The 25,640-nt window shown below is 58.4% G+C and carries 28 protein-coding genes; 16 read left to right on the plus strand and 12 right to left on the minus strand.

Translation table 11 applies throughout. The features are described from left to right. Nucleotides 1–37: 37 nt before the first annotated feature. Nucleotides 38–769 carry an ABC transporter permease gene (locus Q4481_RS20215; RefSeq protein ID WP_304378202.1) on the plus strand — a complete coding sequence of 244 codons (732 nt, stop codon included), beginning with the start codon at nt 38–40 and terminating at the stop codon, nt 767–769. After that, nucleotides 769–1,575 carry an ABC transporter permease subunit gene (locus tag Q4481_RS20220; protein ID WP_304378203.1) on the plus strand — a complete coding sequence of 269 codons (807 nt, stop codon included), beginning with the start codon at nt 769–771 and terminating at the stop codon, nt 1,573–1,575. Before Q4481_RS20215 ends, Q4481_RS20220 begins: the two co-directional genes overlap by 1 nt. 16 nt (nt 1,576–1,591) lie before the next feature. Here Q4481_RS20220 and Q4481_RS20225 read toward each other — a convergent pair whose 3' ends face one another. From Q4481_RS20225 to Q4481_RS20260, 8 genes are all read right to left on the minus strand, one after another. Then, complete coding sequence (locus Q4481_RS20225) at nt 1,592–2,230, minus strand: VUT family protein (protein WP_304378204.1); 639 nt, start codon at nt 2,228–2,230, stop codon at nt 1,592–1,594. Between the two features lie 119 nt (nt 2,231–2,349). Next, entirely contained in the window at nt 2,350–2,634 is a 285-nt protein-coding gene (gene rpmB, locus Q4481_RS20230; protein WP_304378205.1) for a 50S ribosomal protein L28, read from the minus strand. 518 nt (nt 2,635–3,152) lie between these two features. Next, the gene (gene phoB, locus Q4481_RS20235; RefSeq protein WP_304378206.1) at nt 3,153–3,836 is read right to left on the minus strand and encodes a phosphate regulon transcriptional regulator PhoB; all 684 of its coding nucleotides are present in this window, start codon (nt 3,834–3,836) and stop codon (nt 3,153–3,155) included. A gap of 55 nt (nt 3,837–3,891) precedes the next feature. After that, nucleotides 3,892–4,611, minus strand: coding sequence for a phosphate signaling complex protein PhoU (gene phoU, locus Q4481_RS20240; protein WP_304378207.1), 720 nt, complete (start codon nt 4,609–4,611; stop codon nt 3,892–3,894). Between the two features lie 43 nt (nt 4,612–4,654). Continuing rightward, nucleotides 4,655–5,473 carry a phosphate ABC transporter ATP-binding protein PstB gene (gene pstB / locus Q4481_RS20245; protein WP_304378208.1) on the minus strand — a complete coding sequence of 273 codons (819 nt, stop codon included), beginning with the start codon at nt 5,471–5,473 and terminating at the stop codon, nt 4,655–4,657. Nucleotides 5,474–5,485: 12 nt separating this feature from the next. Further along, nucleotides 5,486–6,802 carry a phosphate ABC transporter permease PstA gene (gene pstA / locus Q4481_RS20250; protein ID WP_304378209.1) on the minus strand — a complete coding sequence of 439 codons (1,317 nt, stop codon included), beginning with the start codon at nt 6,800–6,802 and terminating at the stop codon, nt 5,486–5,488. Beyond that, nucleotides 6,799–8,283: a phosphate ABC transporter permease subunit PstC gene (pstC, locus tag Q4481_RS20255; protein ID WP_304378210.1), complete on the minus strand. Its 1,485-nt coding sequence runs from the start codon at nt 8,281–8,283 to the stop codon at nt 6,799–6,801. Before pstC ends, pstA begins: the two co-directional genes overlap by 4 nt. 80 nt (nt 8,284–8,363) lie before the next feature. Further along, a complete protein-coding gene (locus tag Q4481_RS20260) occupies nt 8,364–9,398 on the minus strand; it encodes a PstS family phosphate ABC transporter substrate-binding protein (RefSeq protein ID WP_304378211.1) in 1,035 nt (344 codons plus the stop codon). Nucleotides 9,399–9,613: 215 nt separating this feature from the next. Here Q4481_RS20260 and kce point away from each other — a divergent pair, with 215 nt between their 5' ends. From kce to Q4481_RS20275, 3 genes are read left to right on the plus strand one after another with little or no spacing between them, the layout of a single operon-like run. Further along, on the plus strand, nt 9,614–10,546 hold the full coding sequence (gene kce / locus Q4481_RS20265) for a 3,5-dioxohexanoate:acetyl-CoA acetone transferase (RefSeq protein WP_304378212.1): 933 nt from the start codon (nt 9,614–9,616) through the stop codon (nt 10,544–10,546). Then, nucleotides 10,546–11,079: a GNAT family N-acetyltransferase gene (locus Q4481_RS20270; RefSeq protein ID WP_304378213.1), complete on the plus strand. Its 534-nt coding sequence runs from the start codon at nt 10,546–10,548 to the stop codon at nt 11,077–11,079. Before kce ends, Q4481_RS20270 begins: the two co-directional genes overlap by 1 nt. Further along, nucleotides 11,076–12,104, plus strand: coding sequence for a histone deacetylase family protein (locus tag Q4481_RS20275; protein ID WP_304378214.1), 1,029 nt, complete (start codon nt 11,076–11,078; stop codon nt 12,102–12,104). Before Q4481_RS20270 ends, Q4481_RS20275 begins: the two co-directional genes overlap by 4 nt. A gap of 21 nt (nt 12,105–12,125) precedes the next feature. On the opposite strand, the gene Q4481_RS20280 is transcribed toward Q4481_RS20275, so the two are convergent. The 3 genes from Q4481_RS20280 to Q4481_RS20290 all read right to left on the minus strand — a co-directional run bounded on the left by Q4481_RS20280 (nt 12,126) and on the right by Q4481_RS20290 (nt 14,886). Then, on the minus strand, nt 12,126–12,311 hold the full coding sequence (locus Q4481_RS20280; protein WP_304378215.1) for a hypothetical protein: 186 nt from the start codon (nt 12,309–12,311) through the stop codon (nt 12,126–12,128). A gap of 51 nt (nt 12,312–12,362) precedes the next feature. After that, nucleotides 12,363–12,983 carry an RBBP9/YdeN family alpha/beta hydrolase gene (locus Q4481_RS20285; RefSeq protein ID WP_304378216.1) on the minus strand — a complete coding sequence of 207 codons (621 nt, stop codon included), beginning with the start codon at nt 12,981–12,983 and terminating at the stop codon, nt 12,363–12,365. 154 nt (nt 12,984–13,137) lie between these two features. Continuing rightward, complete coding sequence (locus tag Q4481_RS20290; protein ID WP_304378217.1) at nt 13,138–14,886, minus strand: sensor domain-containing protein; 1,749 nt, start codon at nt 14,884–14,886, stop codon at nt 13,138–13,140. Nucleotides 14,887–15,379: 493 nt separating this feature from the next. Here Q4481_RS20290 and Q4481_RS20295 point away from each other — a divergent pair, with 493 nt between their 5' ends. From Q4481_RS20295 to gluQRS, 3 genes are read left to right on the plus strand one after another with little or no spacing between them, the layout of a single operon-like run. Further along, on the plus strand, nt 15,380–16,225 hold the full coding sequence (locus tag Q4481_RS20295) for a DUF3108 domain-containing protein (protein ID WP_304378218.1): 846 nt from the start codon (nt 15,380–15,382) through the stop codon (nt 16,223–16,225). Between the two features lie 19 nt (nt 16,226–16,244). Further along, complete coding sequence (gene yddG / locus Q4481_RS20300; RefSeq protein WP_304378219.1) at nt 16,245–17,138, plus strand: aromatic amino acid exporter YddG; 894 nt, start codon at nt 16,245–16,247, stop codon at nt 17,136–17,138. Further along, on the plus strand, nt 17,135–18,007 hold the full coding sequence (gene gluQRS, locus Q4481_RS20305) for a tRNA glutamyl-Q(34) synthetase GluQRS (protein ID WP_304378220.1): 873 nt from the start codon (nt 17,135–17,137) through the stop codon (nt 18,005–18,007). The genes yddG and gluQRS overlap by 4 nt, the downstream gene beginning before the upstream one ends. Here gluQRS and Q4481_RS20310 read toward each other — a convergent pair. Further along, the gene (locus Q4481_RS20310; RefSeq protein ID WP_304378221.1) at nt 17,969–18,859 is read right to left on the minus strand and encodes a YihY/virulence factor BrkB family protein; all 891 of its coding nucleotides are present in this window, start codon (nt 18,857–18,859) and stop codon (nt 17,969–17,971) included. The genes gluQRS and Q4481_RS20310 overlap by 39 nt on opposite strands. Before the next feature lie 77 nt (nt 18,860–18,936). Between Q4481_RS20310 and Q4481_RS20315 the strand changes: the two genes are divergently transcribed. From Q4481_RS20315 to Q4481_RS20350, 8 genes are all read left to right on the plus strand, one after another. Then, nucleotides 18,937–19,770: an SDR family oxidoreductase gene (locus Q4481_RS20315; protein WP_304378222.1), complete on the plus strand. Its 834-nt coding sequence runs from the start codon at nt 18,937–18,939 to the stop codon at nt 19,768–19,770. A 14-nt stretch (nt 19,771–19,784) separates the two neighbouring features. Then, nucleotides 19,785–19,982, plus strand: a complete 198-nt coding sequence (locus Q4481_RS20320) for a twin transmembrane helix small protein (RefSeq protein WP_304378223.1) — start codon at nt 19,785–19,787, stop codon at nt 19,980–19,982. A 3-nt stretch (nt 19,983–19,985) separates the two neighbouring features. Beyond that, nucleotides 19,986–20,564: a cob(I)yrinic acid a,c-diamide adenosyltransferase gene (locus Q4481_RS20325; RefSeq protein ID WP_304378224.1), complete on the plus strand. Its 579-nt coding sequence runs from the start codon at nt 19,986–19,988 to the stop codon at nt 20,562–20,564. A 27-nt stretch (nt 20,565–20,591) separates the two neighbouring features. Further along, on the plus strand, nt 20,592–21,353 hold the full coding sequence (locus Q4481_RS20330) for a rhomboid family intramembrane serine protease (protein ID WP_304378225.1): 762 nt from the start codon (nt 20,592–20,594) through the stop codon (nt 21,351–21,353). A 221-nt stretch (nt 21,354–21,574) separates the two neighbouring features. Further along, nucleotides 21,575–22,321: an electron transfer flavoprotein subunit beta/FixA family protein gene (locus tag Q4481_RS20335; protein ID WP_304378226.1), complete on the plus strand. Its 747-nt coding sequence runs from the start codon at nt 21,575–21,577 to the stop codon at nt 22,319–22,321. A 20-nt stretch (nt 22,322–22,341) separates the two neighbouring features. Beyond that, nucleotides 22,342–23,271: an electron transfer flavoprotein subunit alpha/FixB family protein gene (locus Q4481_RS20340; protein WP_304378227.1), complete on the plus strand. Its 930-nt coding sequence runs from the start codon at nt 22,342–22,344 to the stop codon at nt 23,269–23,271. Nucleotides 23,272–23,428: 157 nt separating this feature from the next. Next, nucleotides 23,429–24,310 carry a 3-hydroxybutyryl-CoA dehydrogenase gene (locus tag Q4481_RS20345; RefSeq protein ID WP_304378228.1) on the plus strand — a complete coding sequence of 294 codons (882 nt, stop codon included), beginning with the start codon at nt 23,429–23,431 and terminating at the stop codon, nt 24,308–24,310. Nucleotides 24,311–24,404: 94 nt separating this feature from the next. Further along, nucleotides 24,405–25,418 (plus strand): aldose epimerase family protein, encoded by a 1,014-nt coding sequence (locus Q4481_RS20350; protein WP_304378229.1) that lies wholly within the window; start codon nt 24,405–24,407, stop codon nt 25,416–25,418. Nucleotides 25,419–25,640 lie beyond the last annotated feature (222 nt).

Consider the following 25,640-nt stretch of genomic DNA (forward strand, 5'->3'; position numbering starts at 1 on the left):
GCGCCACCTTTTCTCCTGAAATGTGGGTGGCAAGCACATGACCTATGTGCCGGTGACACTTGCCGATCTCAGCCTTCTGGCGCTCGAACCGCCAGGCTGGGGTGGCGTTCTGCTCGCGGGTTTCCGCAACTCGATCTATATTGCCGTGGGCGGCTATTCGCTCGGGATGCTGATCGGTCTCTTCGGCGCGGCCGGCAAGCTCTATGGCGGCCTGATCCTGCGCGATCTTTTGGAAATCTATACGACGCTGGTTCGTGCGGTTCCTGAACTGGTTCTGATCCTGCTGCTCTATTATGCCGGCACCGATCTGGTGAACCAGATCCTGGCATTTTTCGGCCACGAACCGATGGATATTTCGGGGCTGCTGGCGGGGATCGTGGTGATCGGCGTGGTGCAGGGCGCCTATACGACCGAAGTCATCCGCGGTGCCATCAAAGCCGTACCGATCGGCCAGATCGAAGCGGGTCGCGCCTATGGCATGAGCCCCTTCATGATCTTCCGCCGCATCACCATACCCGCCATGCTGCCGCATGCCCTGCCCGGGCTTGGAAATCTCTGGCTGATCGCCACCAAGGACACGGCCCTGCTCGCTGTCGTCGGATTTACCGAGCTGACGCTCGCAACCCGGCAGGCGGCCGGCGCCACCAAGGCCTACATGACCTTCTATCTCGCTGCTGGCGCCCTCTATCTTGCGCTTTCGCTCGTCTCGGGACTTGTCATCCGGGTTCTCGAACATCGCGCCCGGCGCGGCATTGCGGGGCCCGTCTGATGGCTGATGCGGTTCCCAACACGGACAAAAGGAATGGCGGCGCCAGCTGGCTGATGCCGCACCGAATCGTTCTGGCGTTGATCTTCGCCGGATTGATCGTTCTTGTCGCGACGACGATGCGCTGGGACTGGCTGGTCGACTATCAGGGGCAGCTTATCGCCGGCGTCGGTCGGAGCCTGGCCATGCTGTTCTCCAGTGCGTTCGTCGGCATGATCTTTGCGATCGGACTCGGGCTGGTTCAGGTCACCGGCCCCAAGCCGCTGGCCTGGCTTGCCTCCGGCTTCTGCGGCATCATTCGCGGCACGCCGCTTCTGCTGCAGCTCTGGCTTCTCTATTACGGCCTCGGCTCCATCTTCGCCCAGTATCCCGAAATCAAGTCCTCTTTCCTCTGGCCCTATCTGCGGCAGGCCTGGCCTTACGGCTTCCTGAGCCTGATGATCTCGTTTGCGGCCTACGAGGGCGAGGTCATGCGCGGCGCCTTCAAGGGCGTACCCCGCGGCGAGCTTGAGGCCGCCAAGGCCTATGGCATGGGTCGATCGACGATGTTCCGCCGCATCTGGTTGCCGCGCGCCGTCCAGCGCGTATTGCCGACGCTGAATGGTGAAACGGTGCTGCAGCTGAAATCGACACCGCTGGTCGCCACCATTACCGTGGTGGATGTCTATGGCGTGATTTCGAAGGTGCGTCAGAACACGTTCTTGACCTATGAGCCCCTGCTGCTGCTGGCGCTCATCTATCTCGTCCTGACAGCGATTCTGGTGGCGGTGTTCCGCTATTTCGAAAACCGCATTCCCGTGAAAACCTGAGCCTTCGTCAAGCCGATCACCGGGTCTTTGCAAGATCCGGCATCGGCTTGATGACGCTCATCAGCGCGCCATAAGGCAGAAGCAGCAGAAGCGCCGCCGCGATCTTGACCGAAAGATCACCCAGGGCCCAGGAAATCCAGCGCGGCAATTCGGTCGAAAACACACCGAGCACCGGCGCCCATTCGATGGCGAAATCGTCGTTCGGGCCGAAGAAAGAAAAGGCCGGCGCAAAGGCAAAGCTGAAGAACATCGCCGTATCGAGCAGCGAGCCTAAAACCGAGGCGATCAGTGGCGCCCGCCACCAGGACTGGCGGCGCAAGCTGTTGAACACCGAGATATCGAGCATCTGGCCGAACAGGAAGGCCGAACCCGAGGCAATGGCGATGCGCGGTGCCGAAGTGTAAGCCGAAATTGCGATCGCAATCACAAAGCCGACCGCCACCACGATGCGGGCCCGGTTCGGACCGAATTCGCGATTGGTCAGATCGGTGATCAGAAAGACAACAGGATAGGTGAATGCACCCCAGGTCAGCAAATCGGCGAGATTGATGGCGCCGACAGTCGCATTGACCGGAAACTGGACGAGGTAGTTGGAGGCGACGATGACAGCTGTCATCAGCGCGACATAGAGAAACGTATCACGAAGTGATCGCATTTTTTTATCCTGGGTGATGCCACCAGTTAGAGGAATGTCGGGGCCGGGTCGGCCCGGTCAAAGGAAAAAGGCCTGGTCGCACTCGACCAAGCCTTTTTCAAAATTCATGCATGCCTTGATCAGGCAGCGATCTTCTTGGCGATCTGACGCTTCAGCAGGCGAGCGCGAACCGACAGTTCGTTTTCGTCAGCCTTCGCGAGGAACGCATCAAGACCACCGCGATGTTCGACCGAACGCAGTGCCGCAGCCGAGACGCGAAGACGGAAACGCTGGCCGAGAGCATCGGAGATCAGCGTGACGTTGCAGAGGTTCGGCAGGAACCGACGCTTGGTCTTGTTGTTCGCATGGCTTACATTGTGGCCCGACTGGACGGCCTTGCCGGTCAATTCGCAACAACGGGACATGTTATCACCCATTTCTACTGTGGCCGCACCACGCGAAAACAGGCCCGAAAAGGGGCCCGCATGCAGCTGGCCTGTTCTTGAAGTTGCGGTTCAATAGTCAGACGGCGCCGGCCTGTCAAGCAAAAGCTGCGTTTTTTTCGCCTGAAGCGACGATTCAATCGATTCCGCCCGATCGCTGTCCGGTCGGGCCCAACATCAGCTCTGAGAGCACAGCGAATAGACCGATGGAAACGCCCAGAAAAGCCCACAGAGGGCCAGGAGACGCATTTTCAGATGTAATCCACGGTCAAGGGCGTGAGGCGCACCGTACGCTTCCCAGGGGCGATTTCGGTGAAAACCGACGCTGTGCGATCCGGAACGAGAATCGGTCACCGACCGGTCCGATCGAGCCGAGCGGCGCTCAAAAGCTATCGACGAGCCTGGACCAGCCGTTCGGCTGCCAATGACACTGCCAAAACAAAACAGCCGGCTATGAACCGGCTGCTTGCTCAAGTACGTTTTGATCAGGAGAAAAGCCTTCAGGCTTCCATCGCATAACCGGCGCCGCGCACCGTGCGGATGACATCGGGCATGTTGGACAGGTTCAATGCCTTGCGCAACCGGCCGACATGCACATCGACCGTACGCTCATCGACATAGATGTCGTGACCCCAGACGCCGTCCAGAAGCTGCGAGCGGGAGAAGACGCGACCGGGTGACGACATGAAGAATTCAAGCAGCTTGAACTCCGTCGGCCCGAGCCGGACTTCCCGCGAGCGGCGATGCACGCGATAGGTCTCACGGTCGAGTTCGACATCGCCGCATTTGAGAAGTGAGGAAATCGTCGATGGCCGTACGCGACGCAGCATGGCCTTGACGCGCGCCATCAGTTCCGGCGTCGAGAAAGGCTTGACGACATAGTCGTCTGCACCCGTAGAGAGGCCACGCACGCGCTCGCTTTCTTCACCGCGGGCGGTGAGCATGATGACCGGCAACCGTTCGGTTTCCGACCGCATCCGCAGGCGACGGCAAAGCTCGATGCCCGAGACGCCCGGCAGCATCCAGTCGAGGATGAGAAGGTCAGGTACACGCTCCTGCAGGCGAATATCCGCCTCGTCGCCGCGCGTGATCACCTCGACGTCGTATCCTTCGGCCTCGAGATTGTAGCTGAGCAACGTGCCCAGGGCCTCTTCATCTTCAACAACCATGATTCTCGGCTGCATGGATGTCTATGCTCCTTATGCATCGATCAGCCGGATCCTGGATCCGGCCCGCATCTTATCCCTGGTCGACCGGCTGGATTACCGAAGCGGTATTGTCGTCCTTGGGACGTTCACCGGTCGGGTTTTCGCCCGTCGACATGTAGTAGATCGTTTCTGCGATGTTGGTCGCGTGATCGCCGATCCGCTCGATGTTCTTGGCGCAGAACAGAAGATGCGTGCAGGATGTGATGTTGCGCGGATCTTCCATCATGTAGGTCAGAAGCTCGCGGAACAGCGAGGTGTACATCGCATCGATTTCCTCGTCGCGACGACGAATGGCTTCCGCCTTCTCCGCCGAGCGATTGGAAAACACATCCAGCACTTCCTTGAGCTGGAACAGGGCCAGTTCGGAAAGATGTTCGATGCCACGGGCGAGCGGACGCGGCACGCCGGTATTCTGAACAGCGATGACGCGCTTGGCATTCGACTTGCCGAGATCGCCGACACGTTCGAGATCAGACGCGATGCGGATCGAGCCGATCACTTCGCGCAGGTCGGAGGCGACCGGCTGGCGCTTTGCTATCATCAGAATGGCCTTGTCGCCGATTTCGCGCTCGGCCTCGTCCATGAGAACGTCTTCCGAAATCACCCGCTGGGCGAGTGCAGAATCCGAATTGACCAGCGCGCGCACGGCATCGGAGACCATCTGTTCGGCCATGCCGCCCATTTCGGCGATACGACGGGCGAGATATTTCAGCTCTTCATCGAAGGGCGAGTAGATATGTGAATTTGCCATTGTCTATCCTCCACAGGATTACGTTTGACCGTCGTTGAACAAATCAGCCGAAACGGCCCATGATGTAATCCTGGGTGCGCTGGTCATCCGGATTGGTGAACATCTTGTCGGTGTCGTTTTCTTCCACCAGGTTGCCGAGGTGGAACATCGCCGTGCGCTGCGAGACGCGAGCGGCCTGCTGCATCGAGTGGGTCACGATAACGATGGTGAAGTTGGCACGCAGTTCGTGGATCAGTTCCTCGACCTTGGCGGTCGCGATCGGATCGAGCGCCGAGCAGGGCTCGTCCATCAGGATGACTTCCGGCGACACTGCCACGGCGCGAGCAATGCAGAGGCGCTGCTGCTGACCACCCGAGAGACCGGTGCCCGGCTCGTTGAGGCGATCCTTCACTTCGTTCCAGAGGCCGGCACGCTGCAGGCTCTTTTCGACGATCTCGTCCATCTGCGCCTTGGTGCGCGCCAGGCCATGGATCTTCGGGCCGTAGGCGACATTCTCGTAGATCGACTTCGGGAAGGGGTTGGGCTTCTGGAACACCATGCCGACGCGGGCGCGCAGTTCCACGACATCGAGGTTCGGATCGTAGATATCAGCCGTGTCGAGGGTGATCTTGCCGGTCACCCGGCAACCGTCGATCGTGTCGTTCATGCGGTTGAGGCAGCGCAGGAAGGTGGATTTGCCGCAGCCCGAGGGGCCGATAAGCGCCGTCACCGTGTTCTTGCGGATGTTGAGGTTGACATCGAACAGAGCGCGTTTCTCGCCGTAATAGACGGAAACATCCTTGCCGATCATCTTGTAGTCCTGAACTGCAGTCATGGTTTTTTCAAGCGCCTTTTCGACTTCAATATCCGTAACCATATTCATGGGAATGGCTCCTTACCAGCGGCGTTCGAACCGCCTGCGCAACATGATTGCACCGAGATTCATGATGATGAGGAAGACGAGCAGTATGATGATGGCACCCGAGGTCCGTTCAACGAATGCACGTTCAGCCTCGTTCGCCCACATGTAGATCTGCACCGGAAGCGCCGTCGCCGGATCGAAGGGCGTCGTCGGATAATCGACCACGAAGGCGACCATGCCGATCAGAAGCAGCGGCGCGGTTTCGCCCAGCGCATTGGCGAGACCAATGATCGTGCCGGTCAGAATGCCGGGCATGGCGAGCGGCAGGACGTGATGGAACACGGTCTGCGTTTTCGATGCACCGAGGCCGAGAGCGGCATCGCGGATCGAGGGCGGTACGGCCTTGAGCGCGGCACGGGTGGCAATGATGATAGTCGGCAGCGTCATCAGGGCCAGCACAAGACCACCGACGATTGAAGCCGAGCGCGGCAGACCCATGAAGTTGATGAAGATCGACAGGCCGAGAAGACCATAGACGATCGAGGGAACAGCCGCGAGGTTAGAGATATTGACCTCGATGACATCGGTCCAGCGGTTCTTCGGCGCATATTCCTCAAGATAGATCGAGGCCGCGACCCCGATCGGCAGCGCAAGCGCCAGAACGATCAGCATCGTATAGAGCGAACCGAGAATGGCAACACCAAGGCCAGCCGCCTCCGGTCGCGACGATGCGCCGAGCGTGAAGAAATCCGTATTGAACGACAGGCCAAGCATGCCCTTCTGATGCAGATCATTCATGATCTTGAGCTGGACATCCTTCACCTTGCGATCGGCTTCCGGAACGGTCAGGTCGATCTGACCCTTATAGGCGGAATCGATGTTGGCGGAGGCGAGGAAGGTGACAGGGACTGTTTTTCCAATCAGGGCCGGATCGGCAGCGACAAGATCGCGCAGCTTGACGCGGACGCTATCCGAGACCACGTCCTTGATCGCCTTCATGGCCGCCTTGTCGGTTTTTTCGATGCCAAGGGCCTGGGCGACCGCATTACGGGCGATGACCGGATAATTGGCCGTTACGAGCACCGTCGGATCGGTGGCGCGCTTGTTCGACGGATCGATGACGGTTTCCGACAGTTCCACCGGCACGGTGATCATCGTCTGAAAGAAGGATGTGTATCCCTTCGATACGATGCTGACGAGCAGCATGATCAGGAAGAGGATACCCAGAACGATCGCGGTGACACCATAGATGCGGAACCGACGTTCAGCAGCGCGGCGCTTGGCCAGTCCGATATCGCGGCGGCCCGACAGCGACGTGCCGAGGGCGGGGTTGAGAACGGCGTCGGTCATTCGTACTGCTCCCGGTACTTGCGGACGATGTAGAGCGCATAGACATTGAGGATGAGGGTGATCACGAAGAGCGTGATGCCGAGCGCGAAGGCCACCAAGGTCTGCGGCGAATTGAACTCAAGGTCGCCCGTCAACTGGTTGACGATCTTGACGGTAATGGTTGTCATCGGCTGGAAGGGCGAAAACTGCAGGTTTGCGGCAACGCCAGCGGCCAGAACAACGATCATGGTTTCGCCAATCGCACGCGAGGCGGTCAGAAGCAGGGCGCCGACAATCCCCGGAAGCGCGGCTGGCAAAAGCACCCGCTTCATGGTTTCCGACCGCGTGGCTCCCAGTCCGAGCGAACCATCGCGCATGGCCCGCGGCACGGCGGTGATAATGTCATCCGACAGCGACGAGACGAAGGGGATGAGGCGGATCGACATGACAAAGCCGGCTGTCAGTACGCTCTGCGCTTCGATGAAATTGGTATAGTTTCCGGTCAGCGCGCCCCAGAGCTGGGCCGAGAAATCACGGAAGAACGGACCGATCGTGATCAGCGCGAAGAAGCCGTAGACGATGGTCGGAATACCGGCCAGAACCTCAAGCAGCGGCTTTACGATGGAACGGATACGGCTGGATGCATATTCCGACATGTAGATGGCGGCAAAGAGGCCGATCGGCGTCGCAATGAGCATCGCCACAAGCGCGATATAGACCGTTCCGAGAAGCAGCGGAATGAGGCCGAACTGGCCGTGCGCATTGGCGTCGCCTGCAGCCGAGAAGCGCGGATCCCAGACGGTTCCGAAGAAGAAATCAAGCGGCGGCACGACGGCAAAGAAGCGCACAGTCTCGGAGATAAGGGAACCGATGATGCCGACGGTGGTCAGGATGGCAATGGTGGAGGAAATGATCAGACCGGCGAGCACGACATGCTCGACCCGGTTGCGGGCACGGAAGGTCAGCGAAACCCGAGAAAGCGCGAAAAACATCCCCAGCAGCGCGACCGCGACCGAGAGAATGCCCACCGAAAGACGGACGTTGCTCGCGTTCGAAGAATAGATTTCGGCCGCATCTACCATGAAGGGTTCGGGCTCTCTGGCGAGCGGAACGCCCTTGGACCCGAGAATGGCCTTCAGCGTGCTGATATCCGCCTTGGCGGTGGCCTTTTCTTCCGTCGTCATCTTTTCGATGCCACCGGACATGCCCTGGATCATGTGGAAAATGACATTCTGTTCTTCGACCGGCTTGGAAAGAACGTCGGCCGGCAGCGCATTGCGCAGGGAACGATCCACGAGCTCGGAACCGATCGCCATGCCGATGACAAGCACCAGCAGAGCAGGCAGCAACGATAGAATGGCGGAATATGAGCCGAAATAGCCCGGCCGCGAATGGAGCTTCGATTCATCACCGGCGGCAACCGCAATCGCGCGGGACCGTCCCAACACGTAAGCAGCAACGCCGATCAGAACAATGATCAGCAGAAATACGGAAGTACCCATTTTCGATCCTATCCGGCGGGCCGGCACTGTCGGTGCAAACATGATGGCACCGGCGGGAGTGTCCGCCGGTGCCGCTATGATTACATGTTCTTCCAGCTGGAAACGGCAGCGCGAACAGCTTCACGCTCGGCATCCGGAGCCGGGATCAGGCCATATTCGGCCAGCGGGCCTTCCGGACCGATCATCTGGTCGCCGGTGAAGAACTCGACATATTCCTTGAGACCCGGAACGGCTTCGAGGTGAGCCTTCTTGACATAGAAGAACAGCGGACGCGAAACCGGATACTCGCCCTTGGCAACCGATTCAACCGTAGGAACGACGCCGTTGACGGTCGAGACCTTCAGCTTGTCGGCATTGTTTTCATAGAAGGAGAGGCCGAAGACGCCGACGGCGGTCTTGTTGGCGTCGATACGGGCCAGGGTTTCGGAGTAATCGCCGTCGATATCGACAGCCTTGCCATCCTTGCGAACGGCCTTGCAGGCCTTCTCGGCAGCCTTTTCTTCCATGCCGCCCTTGACCATCAGTTCAAGCGCGCCGGTGGCCTTGCAGCCAGCAACGAGGAGCTTTTCCTCGAACACTTCGCGGGTGCCGTGCTTTTCGCCCGGGATGAAAGCCTGGATGTCGGTGTCGGAGAAGGACGCGTTGACAGCCTTCCACTTGGTGTTCGGGTTGGCAACCATCTTGCCATCAACCGGAACTTCGGCAGCGAGAGCCAGGTAAACGTCGGTCGGGGTCAGAGCGAGATCCGGAGCAGACTTGTCGAGAGCGAAGACGATGCCGTCATAGCCGATCTTGACTTCGGTGATATCGGTCACGCCATTCGACTTGCAGGTTTCCAGTTCGGAATCCTTGATCTTGCGCGAAGCATTGGCAATGTCGATGGTTTCCGGACCTGCACCCTTGCAGAATTCCTTGAGGCCAGCGCCCGTGCCACCCGATTCAACGACCGGAGCCTTGAAATCCGGATAGGTCTCGGCGAAGTTTTCCGCAACGATCTTGGCGTAGGGAAGCACGGTCGAGGAACCGGCGATGTGGATCTGGTCGGCGGCAGCTGCAGCGCCGGCGAATGCTACGGAAGCGACAAGCGCTGCCACGGTGGTCTTTGCGAATTTCATTGGATTTCTCCCGTTCGGAAATTGAGACGTTCGCTACGTCGCCGTCCCTGTAGAACTCCAATATTACAGTTCCATGACAGTTTTGTTACAGCTCGGCTACATCTGCCCGATCGTGGCCCGGACTCCGACAATAGGTGCTGCGGATGGCTGGACGCAGACCCTTCGTTGGCGCTATCGGTGCTGCACGCGCCGAAGCTGAAGTTGGGGGAATATTCATGGCCAAACGCAAGGTGATCATCAGCTGTGCCATCACAGGCTCGGTGCACACGCCATCGATGAGCCCCTACCTTCCCTATCGGCCCGAGGATATCGCACGCCAGGCGATCGAAGCAGCGGAAGCCGGTGCCGCCATTCTTCATCTGCACGCCCGCGATCCAGAAAACGGGCGTCCAAGTGCCGACCCCGAAGTGTTTCTTCGCTTTCTCCCGTCCATACGGCAGGCTTCGGATGGCATCATCAACATTTCTACCGGCGGCTCGTCCGTGATGAGCCTCGATGACCGTCTGGCCCCTGCCTTGCGGACAAAGCCTGAAATGTGCTCGCTCAACATGGGCTCGATGAATTTCGGCATCTATCCGCTCATGCGGGACGGCATGGAATGGCGGCATGAGTGGGAACCCAAACTGCTCGAAGCAACCCGCTCCACCATTTTCCGCAACACCTTTGCCGATATCGAGGATATTCTCTTGCGGCTCGGCCGTGATTGCGGCACGCGTTTCGAGTTCGAATGCTACGATGTCGGCCATCTCTATACGCTCAAGCATTTCGTCGATCGCGGGCTGGTCAAGGGACCCTTCTTCATCCAGTTCGTCATGGGCATTCTCGGCGGCATCGGTGCTGACGCGGACAATCTCATCCATATGAAGCGCATTGCCGACAAACTGTTCGGCGATGACTATCTGTTCTCGGTTCTGGCCGCCGGACGCCAGCAAATGCCGCTTGCCACGATGGGTGCGACGCTCGGCGGCAATGTGCGGGTGGGGCTCGAGGACAATCTCTTTCTCGACCGGGGCACGCTTGCCCGGTCCAATGCCGAACAGGTCAGCCGCATCCGCTCCATTCTCGAAGGACTGTCGCTCGATATCGCGACACCGGACGAAGCCCGCGCGATGCTGGATCTCAAGGGCAAGGACGAGGTGGATTTCTGATGGTCAGAGCCGCAGCGTCTTCGCTCCGGATCCGGCCGGCATCTGCAGAGGATGCGGAACGGATCCATTCCGGCATTCGGCGGATTGCCGAACATCTGGGCGAGGAAGACAAGATCACCTCGACGGTCGAGGATATCAGGCGCCACGGGTTCGGTGACGAGCCAGCCTTCAAGGTGCTGATCGCCGAAATGGATGGCGCCTTTGCCGGTCTATGCCTCTATTTCAAAAGCTTTTCGACCTGGCGCGGCACCGCCGGCGCCTACATCCAGGATATTGTCGTCGAGCCCCAGTTCCGGGGTGCAGGCATAGGTCAGGCGCTGCTTTGGGCGACGGCGAGAAGCGTCAAAGAGCAAGGTGGCCGCTATCTCAGGCTTTCGGTCGACGCCGATAATCCCGGGGCGCAGGCTTTTTACCGAAGCAACGGATTGACGCATCGCGAGACGGAAAAGATTCATGCGGCTTACGATGCGTCCTTCGAAGCCCTGGCCGAAGCCGGCAAAACAATTGAATTCAGCAGAGAGCAAGAGAGATGAAAGCCTATCTGGCCGACGAGCAGCGCAAACATGATCCCAAAATGTTCCTCTCCAGCGGCGCGCCGCAACCCAATCCGGAGAAACCGGAGCGGATCGAGCGGCTTCGCGACGGTGCCGTCCGGGCCGGATGCGAAATCATCAAGCCGCGCGAGTTTGGTCTTGAGCCGATCGCCGCGGTCCATACGCCGGAATATATCGAGTTCCTGCAGGGTATCTTTTCGCGCTGGCAACGGATCGACGGCGCATCCGAAGAGGTGATCCCGAATATTCACCCGCTGGCACGCCAGGGCCGTTACCCCGCTTCGGCGGTTGGTCAGGCCGGCTACCACATGGCTGATACGGCCTGCCCGATTTCGGCAGACACCTGGGATAGTGCATGCTGGAGCGCCTGGTCGGCGGTGGAAGCCGCAACGAGCCTGCTCGATGGCGCAAGTGCTGCCTATGCGCTCTGCCGCCCGCCGGGCCATCATGCGTTTGCCGATGTGGCAGGTGGATTCTGCTTCCTCAACAACAGCGCGATTGCGGCCCAGCACCTTCTGGAAGGCGCGAGCCGGGTGGCAATCCTCGATGTCGATCTCCATCATGGCAACGGTACCCAGGGCATTTTCTACGGCCGCAATGATGTGCTGACGGTGTCGATCCATGCCGATCCGGTGCGTTTCTACCCGTTCTTCTGGGGCCACGCCGATGAACGCGGCGAAGGTGCCGGGCTTGGCTACAATCTGAACCTACCGCTGCCGCGCAAATCGGCCGATGAAGCATTCCTCGAAGCGCTCGAAGCCGGCATCCGCCGGATCGAGGCCTATGCTCCCGATGCCCTGGTCATCGCACTGGGTCTCGATGCGTTCGAAGGCGACCCATTTGGTGGCCTCTCCGTTTCGACCGAAGGATTCGCCCGTATCGGCGAGCGGATCGCACGCATTGGCCTGCCCGCCGCGATCATCCAGGAGGGCGGCTATCTGTGCGATGCCTTGGGCGACAATCTCGCCTCCTTCCTCGGAGGTTATGGCATGGGGGCTCGGTAGCGGATCCGAGGCTTTCTTTCATCAGGCCACCAGCTGTCGCTGCGACAACATGGAGCCGATTGCATTACGGACCGCAGCCGGAGACGCAAACAGCTGGCCGTCGAGATCCATCACATGGAATTTCACGGCCATGAAGCGGAGCTGGCCGCTCGCGGGCACGACAATTCCGACGGGCAGGCCGCCAAATTCGATTACCTGTTTCTGCATCGTCTTTCTCCGGATTGCAGATGCCACTGGATTGGAGGAATGATCGCTTGTTCAGCGACACATTCGCCCCGTGGCGGCGACCGGCAGAGATGCAGCGTTTGCGAGGGGTGCGGAGATGCTTAAGCTGGAACCCTTGCGGGTTCTCTGCTCGAGACTGGAGGCCAGTACCGGGCCTTCGGACCACCGCCCGAATCCGCTGGCTATATTGATATGGCCCGCATGGCCAATGTCCTTGAGATCGCTGCCCCACAGGGTCGCGTAGCGCTCGGCATCGTCAAAACGCATGTAGGGATCATTGTGACTGGCGACCAGGACCGTGGGAAAGGGCAGCCGGGCCTCCGGCATCGGACCGAATTCAATCTTCCCCGGATGCAATTGATTAGCCAGCGAAAGATTGCAGGGCGCGACCAGCAAGGCAGCCCCGACAAGGTGGCGGGCTGGATGTGTCGCGAGCTCGGCCACGAGGACCGCACCCAGACTATGGGCGACAAGCGTGGCACCGGGATGGCTCTTGAGACTCTCGATGAGGCGATCGAGCCATTGGGCCCGATTAGGCCTGTCCCAATCCTGCTGATTGACCCGGATTGAATCCGGATCATCTTTCTCCCAGCAATATTGCCAATGGCCGGGGCCGGAACCCTGGAAACCCGGTACGAGCAGGCGTGTCGGCATCACAGGACTCCTTCTCGGGCAACGCGTTTGACAACCAATTCTGAAAACAAGGATGCCACGGCTGCGCTGGAAGGATAAGAAAATTTAGTCTACCAAATTACTAGACATTAAAAAATGCCATCCATTTTCGGAACGATAGCGCTTTTCCGTACCGTCAAGCCTTGCGGTCGCGACGAAGGTCTTCGTTGGATGCGGCATCGAAACCGTTATGGATCTGCAACAGGTCAGGGACCTTCGCGGCGTCCACCGGCCGGCTGAAGATATAGCCCTGTGCATGCGGGATATCGAGCGACCGGATCAATTCGAGTTCGTTGAGCGTCTCAACGCCCTCTGCAACGCAGTCAAGCTCGAGACTGGCGGCAAAATCGGCAATGGCCTTGATGACTTTCAGCGCCTTCGGCCCGGTATTGAGCCGCGAGACGAAGCTGCGATCCATCTTGATCTTGTGCAGCATGAGCCGATCCATATAGCCGTAGCTGGAATAGCCGCTGCCGAAATCGTCGAGCGCAATCCGGCAGCCGGCAGCGGCGAGATTACGGAGAGCGAGATCGGCCTGGTCGAAATCGGTCAGGATCGAGGTTTCGGTGATCTCGAATTCGATCCGCGCTGGCGAGAGGCCGGAGCGCATGATCATGCGCAGAAGCGCAAAAACACTGTCGCGCGACAGAATATCCTGGGCGGAGAGATTGAAGGACAGCGACACATCCTCCGGCCAGGTGGCCGCCTCATCAAGCGCCTTCTGGAACAGGATGCGGGTGATTTCATGGATTTTACCACACCGTTCGGCCAGCGGTACGAATTGGGCGGGCGACACCAACCCGAGTTCCGGATTGGCCCAGCGCGCCAAAGCCTCGAAATGGCTGATGCGATTGGTGGCCAGATCCATGATCGGCTGGAATTCGAGATAAAGCTCGTTTGCGAGATCGCCCTTGCGCAGGCAGTATTCCATGCGCGACTTCTGCTCGATCAGGGACTGAAAGCCACTATTGAAGACATTGATGCCGCCGCTGCGGGCATGTTTGACGACGTAGAGCGAATAGTCGGCTCGTTCATACAGGGCGGAAACGGTCGTCGCCATGTCGGGATAGTGGGCAAAACCGCCAGATGCACCGACTGCGATCTGGGAGCCGTCGATCTCATAGGGCTGGCGCAGTGCCGCGATGATACGGTGGCCAAGCTCATCGATATCGCTGGCTGTGGCCGGACCCGGTACGGCAACGGCAAATTCGTCGCCGCCGAGACGGGCGAGGAGACAATGCTCCGGCAACGAAATCGCGATGCGTCTGGCGACGTTCTGCAACAGGAGATCGCCGGCTTGATGGCCATAGATATCATTGACTGCCTTGAAGCCATCCAGATCAAAGAGACCAAGCCAGACACGGGTCTCACCGGCTCCGGGATTTTCAATCAGCGCTTTGAGCTCTTCGAAGAAATAGCGACGGTTTGAGAGGCCGGTAAGCGGGTCGGTGTTGGCGTATTTTTCGACCTGCTGCATATATTGCATGCGAAGGGAGATATCGCGCACAGCGGCGACAAAGACCTTCTTTCCATCGTTACAGGTCATTTGCATTATCGTGGTGCCAAGGTCGATTTCATGGCCGTCACGATGCATTCCGGTAACCGAAGCGACCGCCTTGCCCATATATTTCGAGCGGACATTGTTTTTCTTGAACTTGGCCATATGGCCACCATGCGCGGCGCGATAACGCTGGGGTATGAGCTTTTCGATCTTTTGCCCGATCAGTTCTTCCGGCTTCCAGCCGAAAATCACTTCCGATGCCTTGTTGCAAAAAACGATGGTTCCTGAGACATCCGTGCCAATGATTGCCTCGGAAAGTTCTTCAAATATACGCCGGTATAAATCCGGCTCCTGGCTATTGTCGACTTGCACCTCGTGAGCCATGGCCCCCTCCGCTTTGTCGGCGCAATCATTCACCGCGATTATTGTTTTAAGTAATAACGTCTGACCAATTCTTCGATAGAAAATGTCGTTCGTTCTCAAAGTAGAGCAGTATTGCCGTTTATTTTTCGTAAACTGGAGAAAAATCTTAAATATATCAGAGGGCTAGAACGAGCATCCAAGAATTACTTAAAATTGGAAATAATATTATTATCGCCTAATAATCCTCCAGGTTGCACCCTTGACTTGATACGGAGTTTTTATCACCAGTGAAGAACGGGATGCATGCGGACGCGTTTTTTAGAAGCGCTCGTCCGCTCCATTGAAAGCTTTTGTTTTTATTTGCTAAATCTACGATCTGGAGCAACCCTTCCAATATGGCTACCGCATATTTCCTCTTCAGGGTTGAATGAATTCTCCCTTATTCTTTTTTTGATTGCATTTATCCTCGCCGGAAATCCGGGCGTCTTGAAATCGGCTTTTCCGAACGAAAAATGTGCTGTCAGAGGCAATTTTCACCTCAATTTGCCATCAGAATTCGATAGATTGCACCAGAGGTAATCGAATGCGGCCAATAGCACCTGTCTTATCATCCCTGCTGATCCTAGCCTTTAGCGGGCTATCGGCTTTTGCCGACGAAGCGCGGAACCGAACCGACTACACGATCGCATTGTCCGGGCTTCCTCTGGCGAGTGCCGTTTTCCAGGCCGTCAAACATTCCGACGACTATGAGATCGAGGCACAGATCCATTCGACAGGCATCGCCAATGTCATCACCAGCACGAAGGCACAGATGCGATCGGTTGGAACGTTGCAGAATGGCCAGTTGAAGCCGCAGCGCTTTTTCTTCCGGTATCGCTATGGCAAGCGCAACCGGCTGTTCGACACCTCTTTCAAGAATGGCAATGTCGTTTCCTCCATTATCGAACCGAAACCAAAAGAGAGCCGCCGCAAGAACTGGATCGAAATCAGGCCCGAGCATCTCAAAGCGGTGACCGATCCGATTGCTGCCTTTATTTCTCCTGCCGATTCCGATCCCTGCAGGGCGAAGATCCAGGTCTATGATGGCGAGGCGAGACTGGATCTGATGCTGGAAGCCAAAGGGACGGACCAATTCCGCACGCATGGTTTTTCAGGATCAGTCATCAAATGCAGCCTGCGATATATTCCCCGCTCCGGATACAGGAAGAACCACAGCGATATCGAATATGTCCGCAAGTTGAAGGGCATTGAAATCTGGTTTGCGAAATCTGCAATCTTGAATGTATATGCTCCAGTCTTTCTGTCGGTGCCGACCAAATATGGAACATTGACCATGAGGGCGACGCGTTTCGACGGCTAGGGATTTGGGGAGCAGGCCATTGAAATACAAAGCAACCTTGATTGGCTTTACGGCGATCCTGATGTGGTCGCTTCTGGCGCTTTTCACTGCCGCCTCCGGAACCATGCCTCCTCTTCAATTGGCCGCCATTACCTTCCTGATCGGATCGATGCCGGGAATTGCAGTGTTCGTGGCAAAACCGGAACGGCTCAAACTCCTGAACCAGCCCAAGGCGGCCTGGTTGACCGGCATCATCGGCCTGTTCGGCTATCATTTTCTCTATTTCTCGGCGCTTCGGAATGCTCCGCCAGCGGAAGCCGGCATGATCGCCTATCTCTGGCCGCTGTTTATCGTTCTGGGCTCGGCAATGCTGCCGGGCGAGAAGCTGCGCCTTGTGCATGTCATTGGCGCCATGATCGGCTTTGCCGGTGCGGTCCTGATCCTGTCGGGTCGCGCCGGTGGCGCTGACCAGTTTACGACGGGGCAGAAGATGTTCGGTTATGCCGCCGCCCTCGCCTGCGCTTTCACCTGGGCCGCCTACTCGCTCGTCAGCCGCCGTTTCGGAGCGGTGCCAACCGATGCAGTCACGGGCTTTTGCTTGGCGACGTCGGTGCTTTCGGCGATCAGTCATCTGTTTCTGGAAACCACCGTCTGGCCGGCATCGATGTCGGAATGGCTGGCGATCGTCGGTCTGGGTCTTTTTCCGGTCGGCGCCGCCTTCTATGCCTGGGACTATGGCGTCAAGCATGGCGACATCCAGCTTCTGGGTATCGCAAGTTATGCCGCCCCGGTTCTTTCGACCCTGGCTTTGATCGCCTCGGGATTTGCCGAACCGTCCTGGCAAATCCTGGTCGCCTGCCTGCTGGTGCCGGGCGGCGCCCTGCTTGCCGTGGCGCCCTCGCTTCTCAAGCGCGAGCGTGCCAACGCGCAATGACGCCGGTCTTTCGTTTCGCACCAAGCCCGAACGGAGCGTTGCATCTCGGCCATGCTTATTCGGCACTCTTGAACCAGGACATGGCGCGCGAAGCGGGTGGCCGTATGCTGTTGCGGATCGAGGATATCGATCCGCAACGCTGCCGGCCAGAGTATGAAAGCCAGATCTACGATGATCTGGAATGGCTCGGGCTTGATTGGGAAAGACCTGCCCGTCGGCAGTCCGATCATATTGCCGCATACCGGGCCGCATTGGAGCGGTTGGCCGAGCGCGAACTCGTCTATCCTGCCTTCCTGTCGCGTGCAGCCGTCAAGGCGCGTGTCGCCGCGGCCGAAGCGGCAGGCAGCATCTGGCCCCGCGACCCGGATGGAACACCGCACTATCCGACCGAGGAACGGATGCAAAACCGCCTGCAGGCGCAAGCACGAATTGCTGACGGCGAACGCCATCTCTGGCGCCTCGATATGGACAAGGCCTGCGCCCGCTTTGGCCAGAATCTCCGATGGACGGAGACCGGATCAGGCCGGGCTGAAACCATAAGTGCCGACCCACAGGTCTGGGGCGATGTCGTTCTCTGGCGATGGGACGCGCCGTCGAGCTACCATCTCTCCGTCGTGGTCGATGATGCACTGCAGGGAGTGAGCCATGTGGTGCGTGGGCTTGATCTTTATTGGGCTACGCCTGTCCACCGGTTGCTGCAAACGCTGCTTGACCTGCCGGAACCTCTCTATCACCACCATCGCCTCATCCTGGACGAAAGCGGCCACAAGCTTTCAAAAAGCATCGGCTCGACTGGCTTGCGTTCTCTCAGACTGGCAGGGCTTTCGCCATCAGATATCCGCCGCCGGATCGGCCTGGCCACGGGTTGAGCGGCGGGTGAAGAGATAGCGGACCCGGTATTTCAACAAAGCCGCATTGATTTCCGCTCCCAGCATGAAAATCACGCCGATCATATACAGGAAAACAAGCGCGATCATGATCGATGCCAGACCGGCATAGGTCGCCGTATAGTTGGCGAATTCGGCGAGATAGTAGGTGAAAATCTTGGCGCCGGCGACCCAGGCCACCAGCGTCAGGAATATGCCCGGGAAGACATCGAAAAAACGGCGACGTCCGGCCGGCAGATAGAGATGTGTGATGAAGAGGGCTATAACGATTGTTGCGATGGCGCCCCAACTGCTCCAGTTGTCGAGCACCGACACGATCGGCGTTAGCCATGGCATCCACTGACCGACATCCTTGATTGCCAGCGGCACGAAGACGAGGAAGGTCGACAAGGCGACCAGGCTCATGACGGCACCGATCACATAACCCAGGCTGATAAGCCGGGTAATATACCAGCGCCGCGGCTCATAGACCCGATAGGCGCGGTTGAGCGAAATCCGCAGGGCCTCGACACCATTGGACGCAAAATAGGCCGCGGCCAGAACCGAGACGGTTAGCAATCCCCCGCGCGGCGTAGTGAGAACCGCGACCACTTCCTTGGAGATCGGCGCTGCGATTTCTTTCGGCAGGCGATCGAAGATCAGGTGAACGGCGGTATCGGCAAACTGATCGGCACCGAGAAAGTTCGCCAGCGTCGTGCCGAAGATCAGAAAGGGGAAGATGGCGAGCAGGGCGGAGAGCGCGACATGGCTGGCCATTGCCCAGCCGTCATCCTCGGTGAAATGCCAGATCGCATCGAAAACCACTTTCCAGATCACGCGGATGATTGCCGGCATTCCTTCTCCCGAGAGCTGTTGTAACGCTGGTTCGAATATGGGAAACAATCTGGCCTTTGTACAGAAAGTAGCGAAGCGTGGCAGAAAAACCGACCATTATTGTCACCGGCGCCTCCTCGGGAATCGGCGCCCATTGTGCCAGAAAACTCAAGGAAGACGGCTGGCGGGTGTTTGCGACCGTGCGACGGCCGGAGCATCAGAGCGAACTGGAAGCGGCCGGAATCGAAAGCTTCCTCATGGATTACACCGATACCGGCTCGATCCATGCGCTTGTGGCCAATGTGCTTGAACGAACCGGCGGAACTCTCGATGCGCTGTTCAACAATGGCGCCTATGGCCAGCCAGGCGCGGTCGAAGATCTCGCGACCGATGTGCTTCGACAGCAGTTCGAGGCTAATTTCTTCGGTTGGCATGAACTGACGCGGCTCATCATTCCTGTCATGCGCAAGCAGGGGCACGGTCGCATTGTCCAATGCTCTTCCATCCTCGGCATCGTTCCCTATCGCTGGCGCGGCGCCTACAACGCTTCGAAATATGCGCTCGAGGGCCTGTCCATCACCATGGCGATGGAGCTGCGCGGTTCCGGCATATCGGTGAGCCTGATCGAACCGGGCCCGATCCGGTCGCAGTTCACTGCTAATGCGCTCTTGCATATCGAAAAGAACATCGACCTCGAAGGATCGGTGCACCGCGTCGAATACCAGAAACAGCTTCAGCGTCTTCGCGGCGAAAGCGCCGGCGTCAAGGGCAAGCTCGGCCCCGAAGCGGTTTACGATGTGTTGCGCCATGCCTTGACCGCCCGGCGGCCCAAACCACATTATGTGGTGACCCAACCGGCGCGACGCGGCGTATTACTCAAGCGCCTGCTTCCGAGCCGGCTTTTCTATCGCATCCTCGCAAGCCTCGGCTGAGATTGGGAAATTCCATGGGAACTGTCACCTACTTCCTGACGCTCGTCGTCATGTTCGCCGTTCTAGTCGTGCTGGGCCGCGGCCTCTTCAACATGATGCGCGGCGGCTCCGGTAATCTCTCCAACAAGCTGATGCAGGCCCGCATTCTGTTGCAGGCGCTCGCGGTCGCCCTTATCATGCTGACGCTCTGGCTGACCGGCGGAGGCCGCTGATCGATGGTGAAGCTCAACAAGATCTACACCCGTACCGGCGATGACGGTACGACGGCACTGGTCACCGGGCCGCGGCGTCTCAAGAGCGATGTCCGCGTCGACGCCTATGGGGCCGTCGACGAGGTCAATTCCATGATCGGCATGGCACGCCTTCATGCCGCGACGGTACCAAACATCGATGCCGTTCTTCTGATCGTTCAGAACGATCTTTTCGATCTCGGTGCCGATCTTGCAACGCCTGACATGGGCACCAAACTGGAATGGGAACCGCTTCGCATCATCCAGAGCCAGGTGGACAGGCTCGAACGCGAAATCGATGCGCTCAATGCGGATCTTCAGCCGCTCAATTCCTTCGTGCTTCCCGGGGGCTCGGCATTGGCGGCGCATCTGCATCTCGCCCGAACCATGTCCCGTCGCGCCGAGCGGCTGATGGTTGAGCTTTCGGCGGATGCAGGAGAAGTGGTTTCGCCGGAGGCGCTGAAATATATCAACCGCCTCTCCGATTATCTTTTCGTTGCGGCCCGTTACGCCAATAACCGCGGCGCTGATGATGTGCTTTGGGTTCCGGGAGGCAATCGCTGACCTGGCCGTTGCGAGGAGGACGCCGGAATGTTCGTGCCGCTCTATGATGTCAACGCGCTGAAGCATATCCGTCTACAATATGTGACGCTTGGCCTGATCGCTGTAAATGTGCTGGTATGGCTCGCGACAGGAGCCGCGGCGAACGAGGATTTCGCCTCGCGTGCCTCGATGGGGCTCGGTTTCATACCCGCGCTCATCTTTGGCAATGCCCATCTCGATCCGACGCTTGTGATGGTGCCGGAGAATTTCACATATGTGACTTATGCCTTCCTGCACGCGAATTTCATGCATATCGCATCCAACATGCTTTTCCTCTGGGTGTTCGGCGACAATGTCGAAGACGCGATGGGCCATGTGCGCTTCCTTCTGTTTTATCTCATCTGTGCGGCAGCTGCGGCCTGGTTCCACGGCTTTCTCGAACCGGCTTCCGAAGGGCCCCTGATTGGTGCGTCCGGTGCCATTTCCGGCGTGGTCGCTTCCTATTTTCTCCTGCATCCGAAAGTGAGGATCTGGGTTCTCGTGCTCTGGAGGCTGCCGCTGCCGTTGCCGGCATTCATTCCGCTTCTCTTCTGGATCGGCCAGCAATTCTATATGCTTGTGGTCGATACAGAAGGAAGTGTCTCCTGGGCTGCCCATGCCGGCGGCCTCATTGCAGGCCTCGTTCTGACGCCGCTGATGAAAAGGCGCTCCGTGCCTCTGTTCGACCGTTCGATCGTCAGCCCCAAGGCCGTCGAGCATATCGCCACGGAAGAGACCCAAAACCCGCAGCCGCCGCATTGGGGTCGCTGAAACTCTTATTCGAGATCTAAATCGATTTGGGTGCAGTGCGGCATATTGACGTTAACGTAAGAGGAATATATCCCCGCTGCGACATGTGGATTTTTAGGGATTGCACAGCGTTTAGGCACTATGAAATGACGAAAATCGTGCTTAAAACTGCCGCCCACAGACAATCAGGACAGCATGCAAATGTCGCATTTTCCTGATGGAGCTCAAAAGGAAGGAAGCCGATGAAAATCCTCGTAACGGTTAAGCGCGTTGTGGATTACAACGTCAAGATCCGGGTGAAGCCCGATGGTTCGGGCGTTGAACTCGCAAATGTGAAAATGTCGATGAACCCGTTCGACGAAATCTCGGTGGAAGAGGCTCTTCGTCTCAAGGAAGCCGGTAAGGCGAGCGAAGTTGTGGTCGTCTCCGTCGGTCCTGCCAAGGCGGAAGAAACGCTGCGTACGGCGCTCGCCATGGGTGCGGATCGCGCGATCCTGGTGGAAACCGACGAAACCGTCGAGCCGCTAGCCGTCGCCAAGATCGTCAAGGGTGTTGCGGAAGCCGAACAGCCGGGTCTCGTGATCGTCGGCAAGCAGGCGATCGATGACGATTCCAACCAGACCGGACAGATGCTCTCGGCGCTTCTCGGCTGGCCGCAGGCAACGTTCGCTTCCAAGGTCGACATCAAGGACGGTTCCGCCGACATTACCCGCGAAGTCGACGGCGGCCTGCAGACGATCAATGTCAAGCTTCCGGCCGTAGTCACCTCCGACCTGCGTCTCAACGAGCCGCGCTATGCTTCGCTTCCGAACATCATGAAGGCCAAGAAGAAGCCGCTCGACAAGAAGGCGCCGGCCGATTTTGGCGTCGATGTCACCCCGCGTCTCAAGGTCATTAAGACCGAGGAGCCGGAAGGCCGTAAGGCTGGCGTCAAGGTCAAGTCGGTTGCCGAGCTGGTCTCCAGCCTCAAGACCGCTGGCGTTCTCTAATTTCCGGGAAGGATCTTTCCATGACCATTCTTCTTGTTGCCGATCACGACAACGCAACCCTTTCCGACCAGACTGCCAAGACGCTTTCTGCTGCCACCAAGATCGGTTCGGACGTCCATGTGCTGGTCGCCGGTTCGGGTGCACAGGCTGCAGCGGACGCTGCCGCCAAGCTCTCGGGCGTCTCCAAGGTTCTGCTCGCCGATGGTGCGGATTACGCCCATCAGCTGGCTGAGCCGCTTGCTGCCCTGATCGTTTCGATCGCCGGCGCTTATGACACGATCCTGTTTGCCGCCACCGCTTCGGGCAAGAACGTTGCACCGCGCGTCGCTGCCCTTCTCGATGTAGCTCAGATTTCCGAAATCATCGAAGTGGTTTCGTCTGACACGTTCAAGCGTCCGATCTATGCCGGCAACGCGATCCAGACCGTTCAGTCTGGCGAAGCCAAGAAGGTGATCACCGTGCGCACGGCCTCCTTTGCCTCTGCCGCCGAAGGCGGTTCGGCTGCGGTGGAAGCCATCGCTTCTGCGGGCAATCCGGGTCTCTCCAGCCATGTCGCCGATGCGCTGTCGTCGTCCGACCGTCCGGAACTGACCTCGGCCAAGATCATCATCTCGGGTGGTCGCGCGCTCGGTTCGTCGGAAAAGTTCCAGGAAGTGATCCTTCCAGTCGCCGACAAGCTCGGTGCGGCTGTCGGCGCTTCGCGCGCTGCCGTCGATGCCGGCTATGCGCCGAACGATTGGCAGGTCGGCCAGACCGGCAAGGTCGTGGCGCCGCAGCTCTACATCGCCTGCGGCATCTCGGGTGCAATCCAGCATCTTGCCGGCATGAAGGACTCCAAGGTCATCGTTGCGATCAACAAGGATGAAGAAGCGCCGATCTTCCAGGTCGCCGATTTCGGACTCGTTGCGGATCTCTTCGAAGCCCTGCCGGAGCTTGAAAAGGCACTCTGATCCGGGCCTGTTAACCAGCCCTTCGCAAATGCGAGAAAAGGCTGGAAATCTCGACGGATAGGAAGTATCACAGGGCCGGGCAGCGAGTGAGAGCGAGCCCGGCCTTAAACGTCCGGACAATCAAAACAAAAACCGGACCTGCACGACGGGAAAAGTCATGGGCAGCGAAATCAGGAATGTCGGGATCATCGGTGCGGGTCAGATGGGCTGCGGTATCGCCCAGGTGGCGGCTGTTGCCGGCCATCGGGTGCATCTCTACGACCTCTCCGCCGAAAGGGTGGAAGCCGCTCTTGCCACGGTCAATGGCAATCTTGCCCGCCAGGTGGTGAGCGGGAAAATCACGGACGATGCCCGTAGTGCTGCTCTGGCGCTGATCACCGGCACCTCGGATGTCAACGACCTTGCCTCTTCCGATCTGGTGATCGAAGCTGCGACCGAAGACGAAGCCGTCAAGCGCAAGATCTATGCGACCGTCTGTCCAATCCTGAAGCCTGAAGCCATTCTGGCCACCAATACATCTTCGCTTTCGATTACCCGTCTCGCCTCGGCAACCGATCGGCCGGAACGTTTCATGGGCATTCATTTCATGAACCCCGTGCCGGTGATGAAGCTCGTGGAGCTGGTGCGCGGCATTGCGACCGATGAACCGACCTTCGTTGCCGCCAAGCAGTTTGTCAGCACCCTCGACAAGGTCATTACCGTCGCTGAAGATTTTCCGGCCTTCATCGTCAACCGCATCCTGTTGCCGATGATCAACGAGGCCATCTATACGCTCTATGAAGGCGTCGGCAGCGTCGATGCCATCGATACGGCAATGAAGCTTGGCGCCAATCATCCGATGGGGCCGTTGCAGCTCGCCGATTTCATCGGCCTGGATACGTGCCTGTCGATCATGCAGGTGCTGCATGAGGGCCTGTCGGACAGCAAGTATCGTCCCTGCCCGCTTCTGGTGAAATATGTCGAAGCCGGCTGGCTCGGCCGCAAATCCGGTCGTGGCTTCTACGACTATCGCGGCCCGACGCCGGTCCCCACCCGTTAAGGCGGACTGTCGGTCTACGGCAATCTTCTGTTGCCATCGCTCGAAAAATCATACAATTTCCGCACCTCCTCATGTGACACGGGAAGGGAAGAGCGTGGGCACTGAATTCTTTGGAACCGGCCCCGCCGGCGAACCGGTCCTGCAGCTGGTGATTGAAGGCGGTGGTCTTACCGCATCGATCCTGACATGGGGCGCCATCATCCAGGATCTGCGTCTGGAAGGTCATGCGGCACCGCTGGTACTCGGCCTAAATCGGCTCGAAGATTATCTCGCACATTCCCCCTATTTCGGCGCGACGGTGGGTCGCTACGCCAATCGGGTCGCACGCGGTCGGTTTTCAATCGATGGACAGGATTTCGAGCTTGATCGAAACGATAACGACAAGACGCATCTGCATGGCGGGCGGGCCGGGTTTGGTGCGCGCAACTGGGAGATTGTCGACCAGGGTCCTTCGCATGTAACCCTGCGCATCGAAGAAGCCGATGGCCATATGGGCTATCCTGGCAACTGTGTCACAACCTGTGTCTATCGCCTTCTGCCCGATGGCGTTCTCAATATCGTCTATGAAACTGTCTCTGACCAGCCGACGATCGCGAACGTCTGCCAGCATTCCTATTTCAATCTCGATGGCAGTGCGACCGCGGACGCCCAGATGCTCTCGATTGCCGCCGACGGTTATCTGCCCATCGATTCGGATCTCATTCCCGTTGGCAGGATTGCCGATGTCGCCGGCACCCCGTTCGATTTCCGGACCATGAAACCGGTCGGACTGAAGGTGGAGGGTCAGCCCTTCATCTATGATCACAATTACTGCCTCTCGTCGGACCGGGTCGCCAAACGCGCGGTCGCGCATGCGATGAGCCCAACCTCGGGCGTGCATATGCGAATGGCGACGACAGAGCCCGGTGTGCAGTTTTATGCGGGCGCCGGCATTGGTGTCCCGGTTACGGGGCTTGAGGGACGCATTTACGGTCCCTTCGCGGGCTTTTGCCTCGAGGCCCAGGTCTGGCCTGATTCGATGAATCAGCCACAATTTCCGAATGCGGTTCTCATGCCTGGAGACGTGTTGCGGCAAGAGACGGACTACATCTTTTCCATCGAAGGTTAGGCTCGTGCCTTGCCGCATTTGTCGGTCGGACATTGACCGATCGCCAACGGATGCGCTCTTATCTTCGGGCTCGGTCTCTTTATGAGCTTGGCGGGGACATTCAGGCGACGGTTGATCTCTACATCCGTCATCGGGATTTTGGCCTGTGACCTGAGACCCAAATTCCCTCCAGTTTTCGGGAGAGTCTCGGGTTTCTAATCTGGCCTCATGCGGCCTGTTTTT

Source organism: Fluviirhizobium alvei, assembly GCF_030551875.1.
Taxonomy (GTDB): Bacteria; Pseudomonadota; Alphaproteobacteria; order Rhizobiales; family Rhizobiaceae; genus Rhizobium_E; species Rhizobium_E alvei.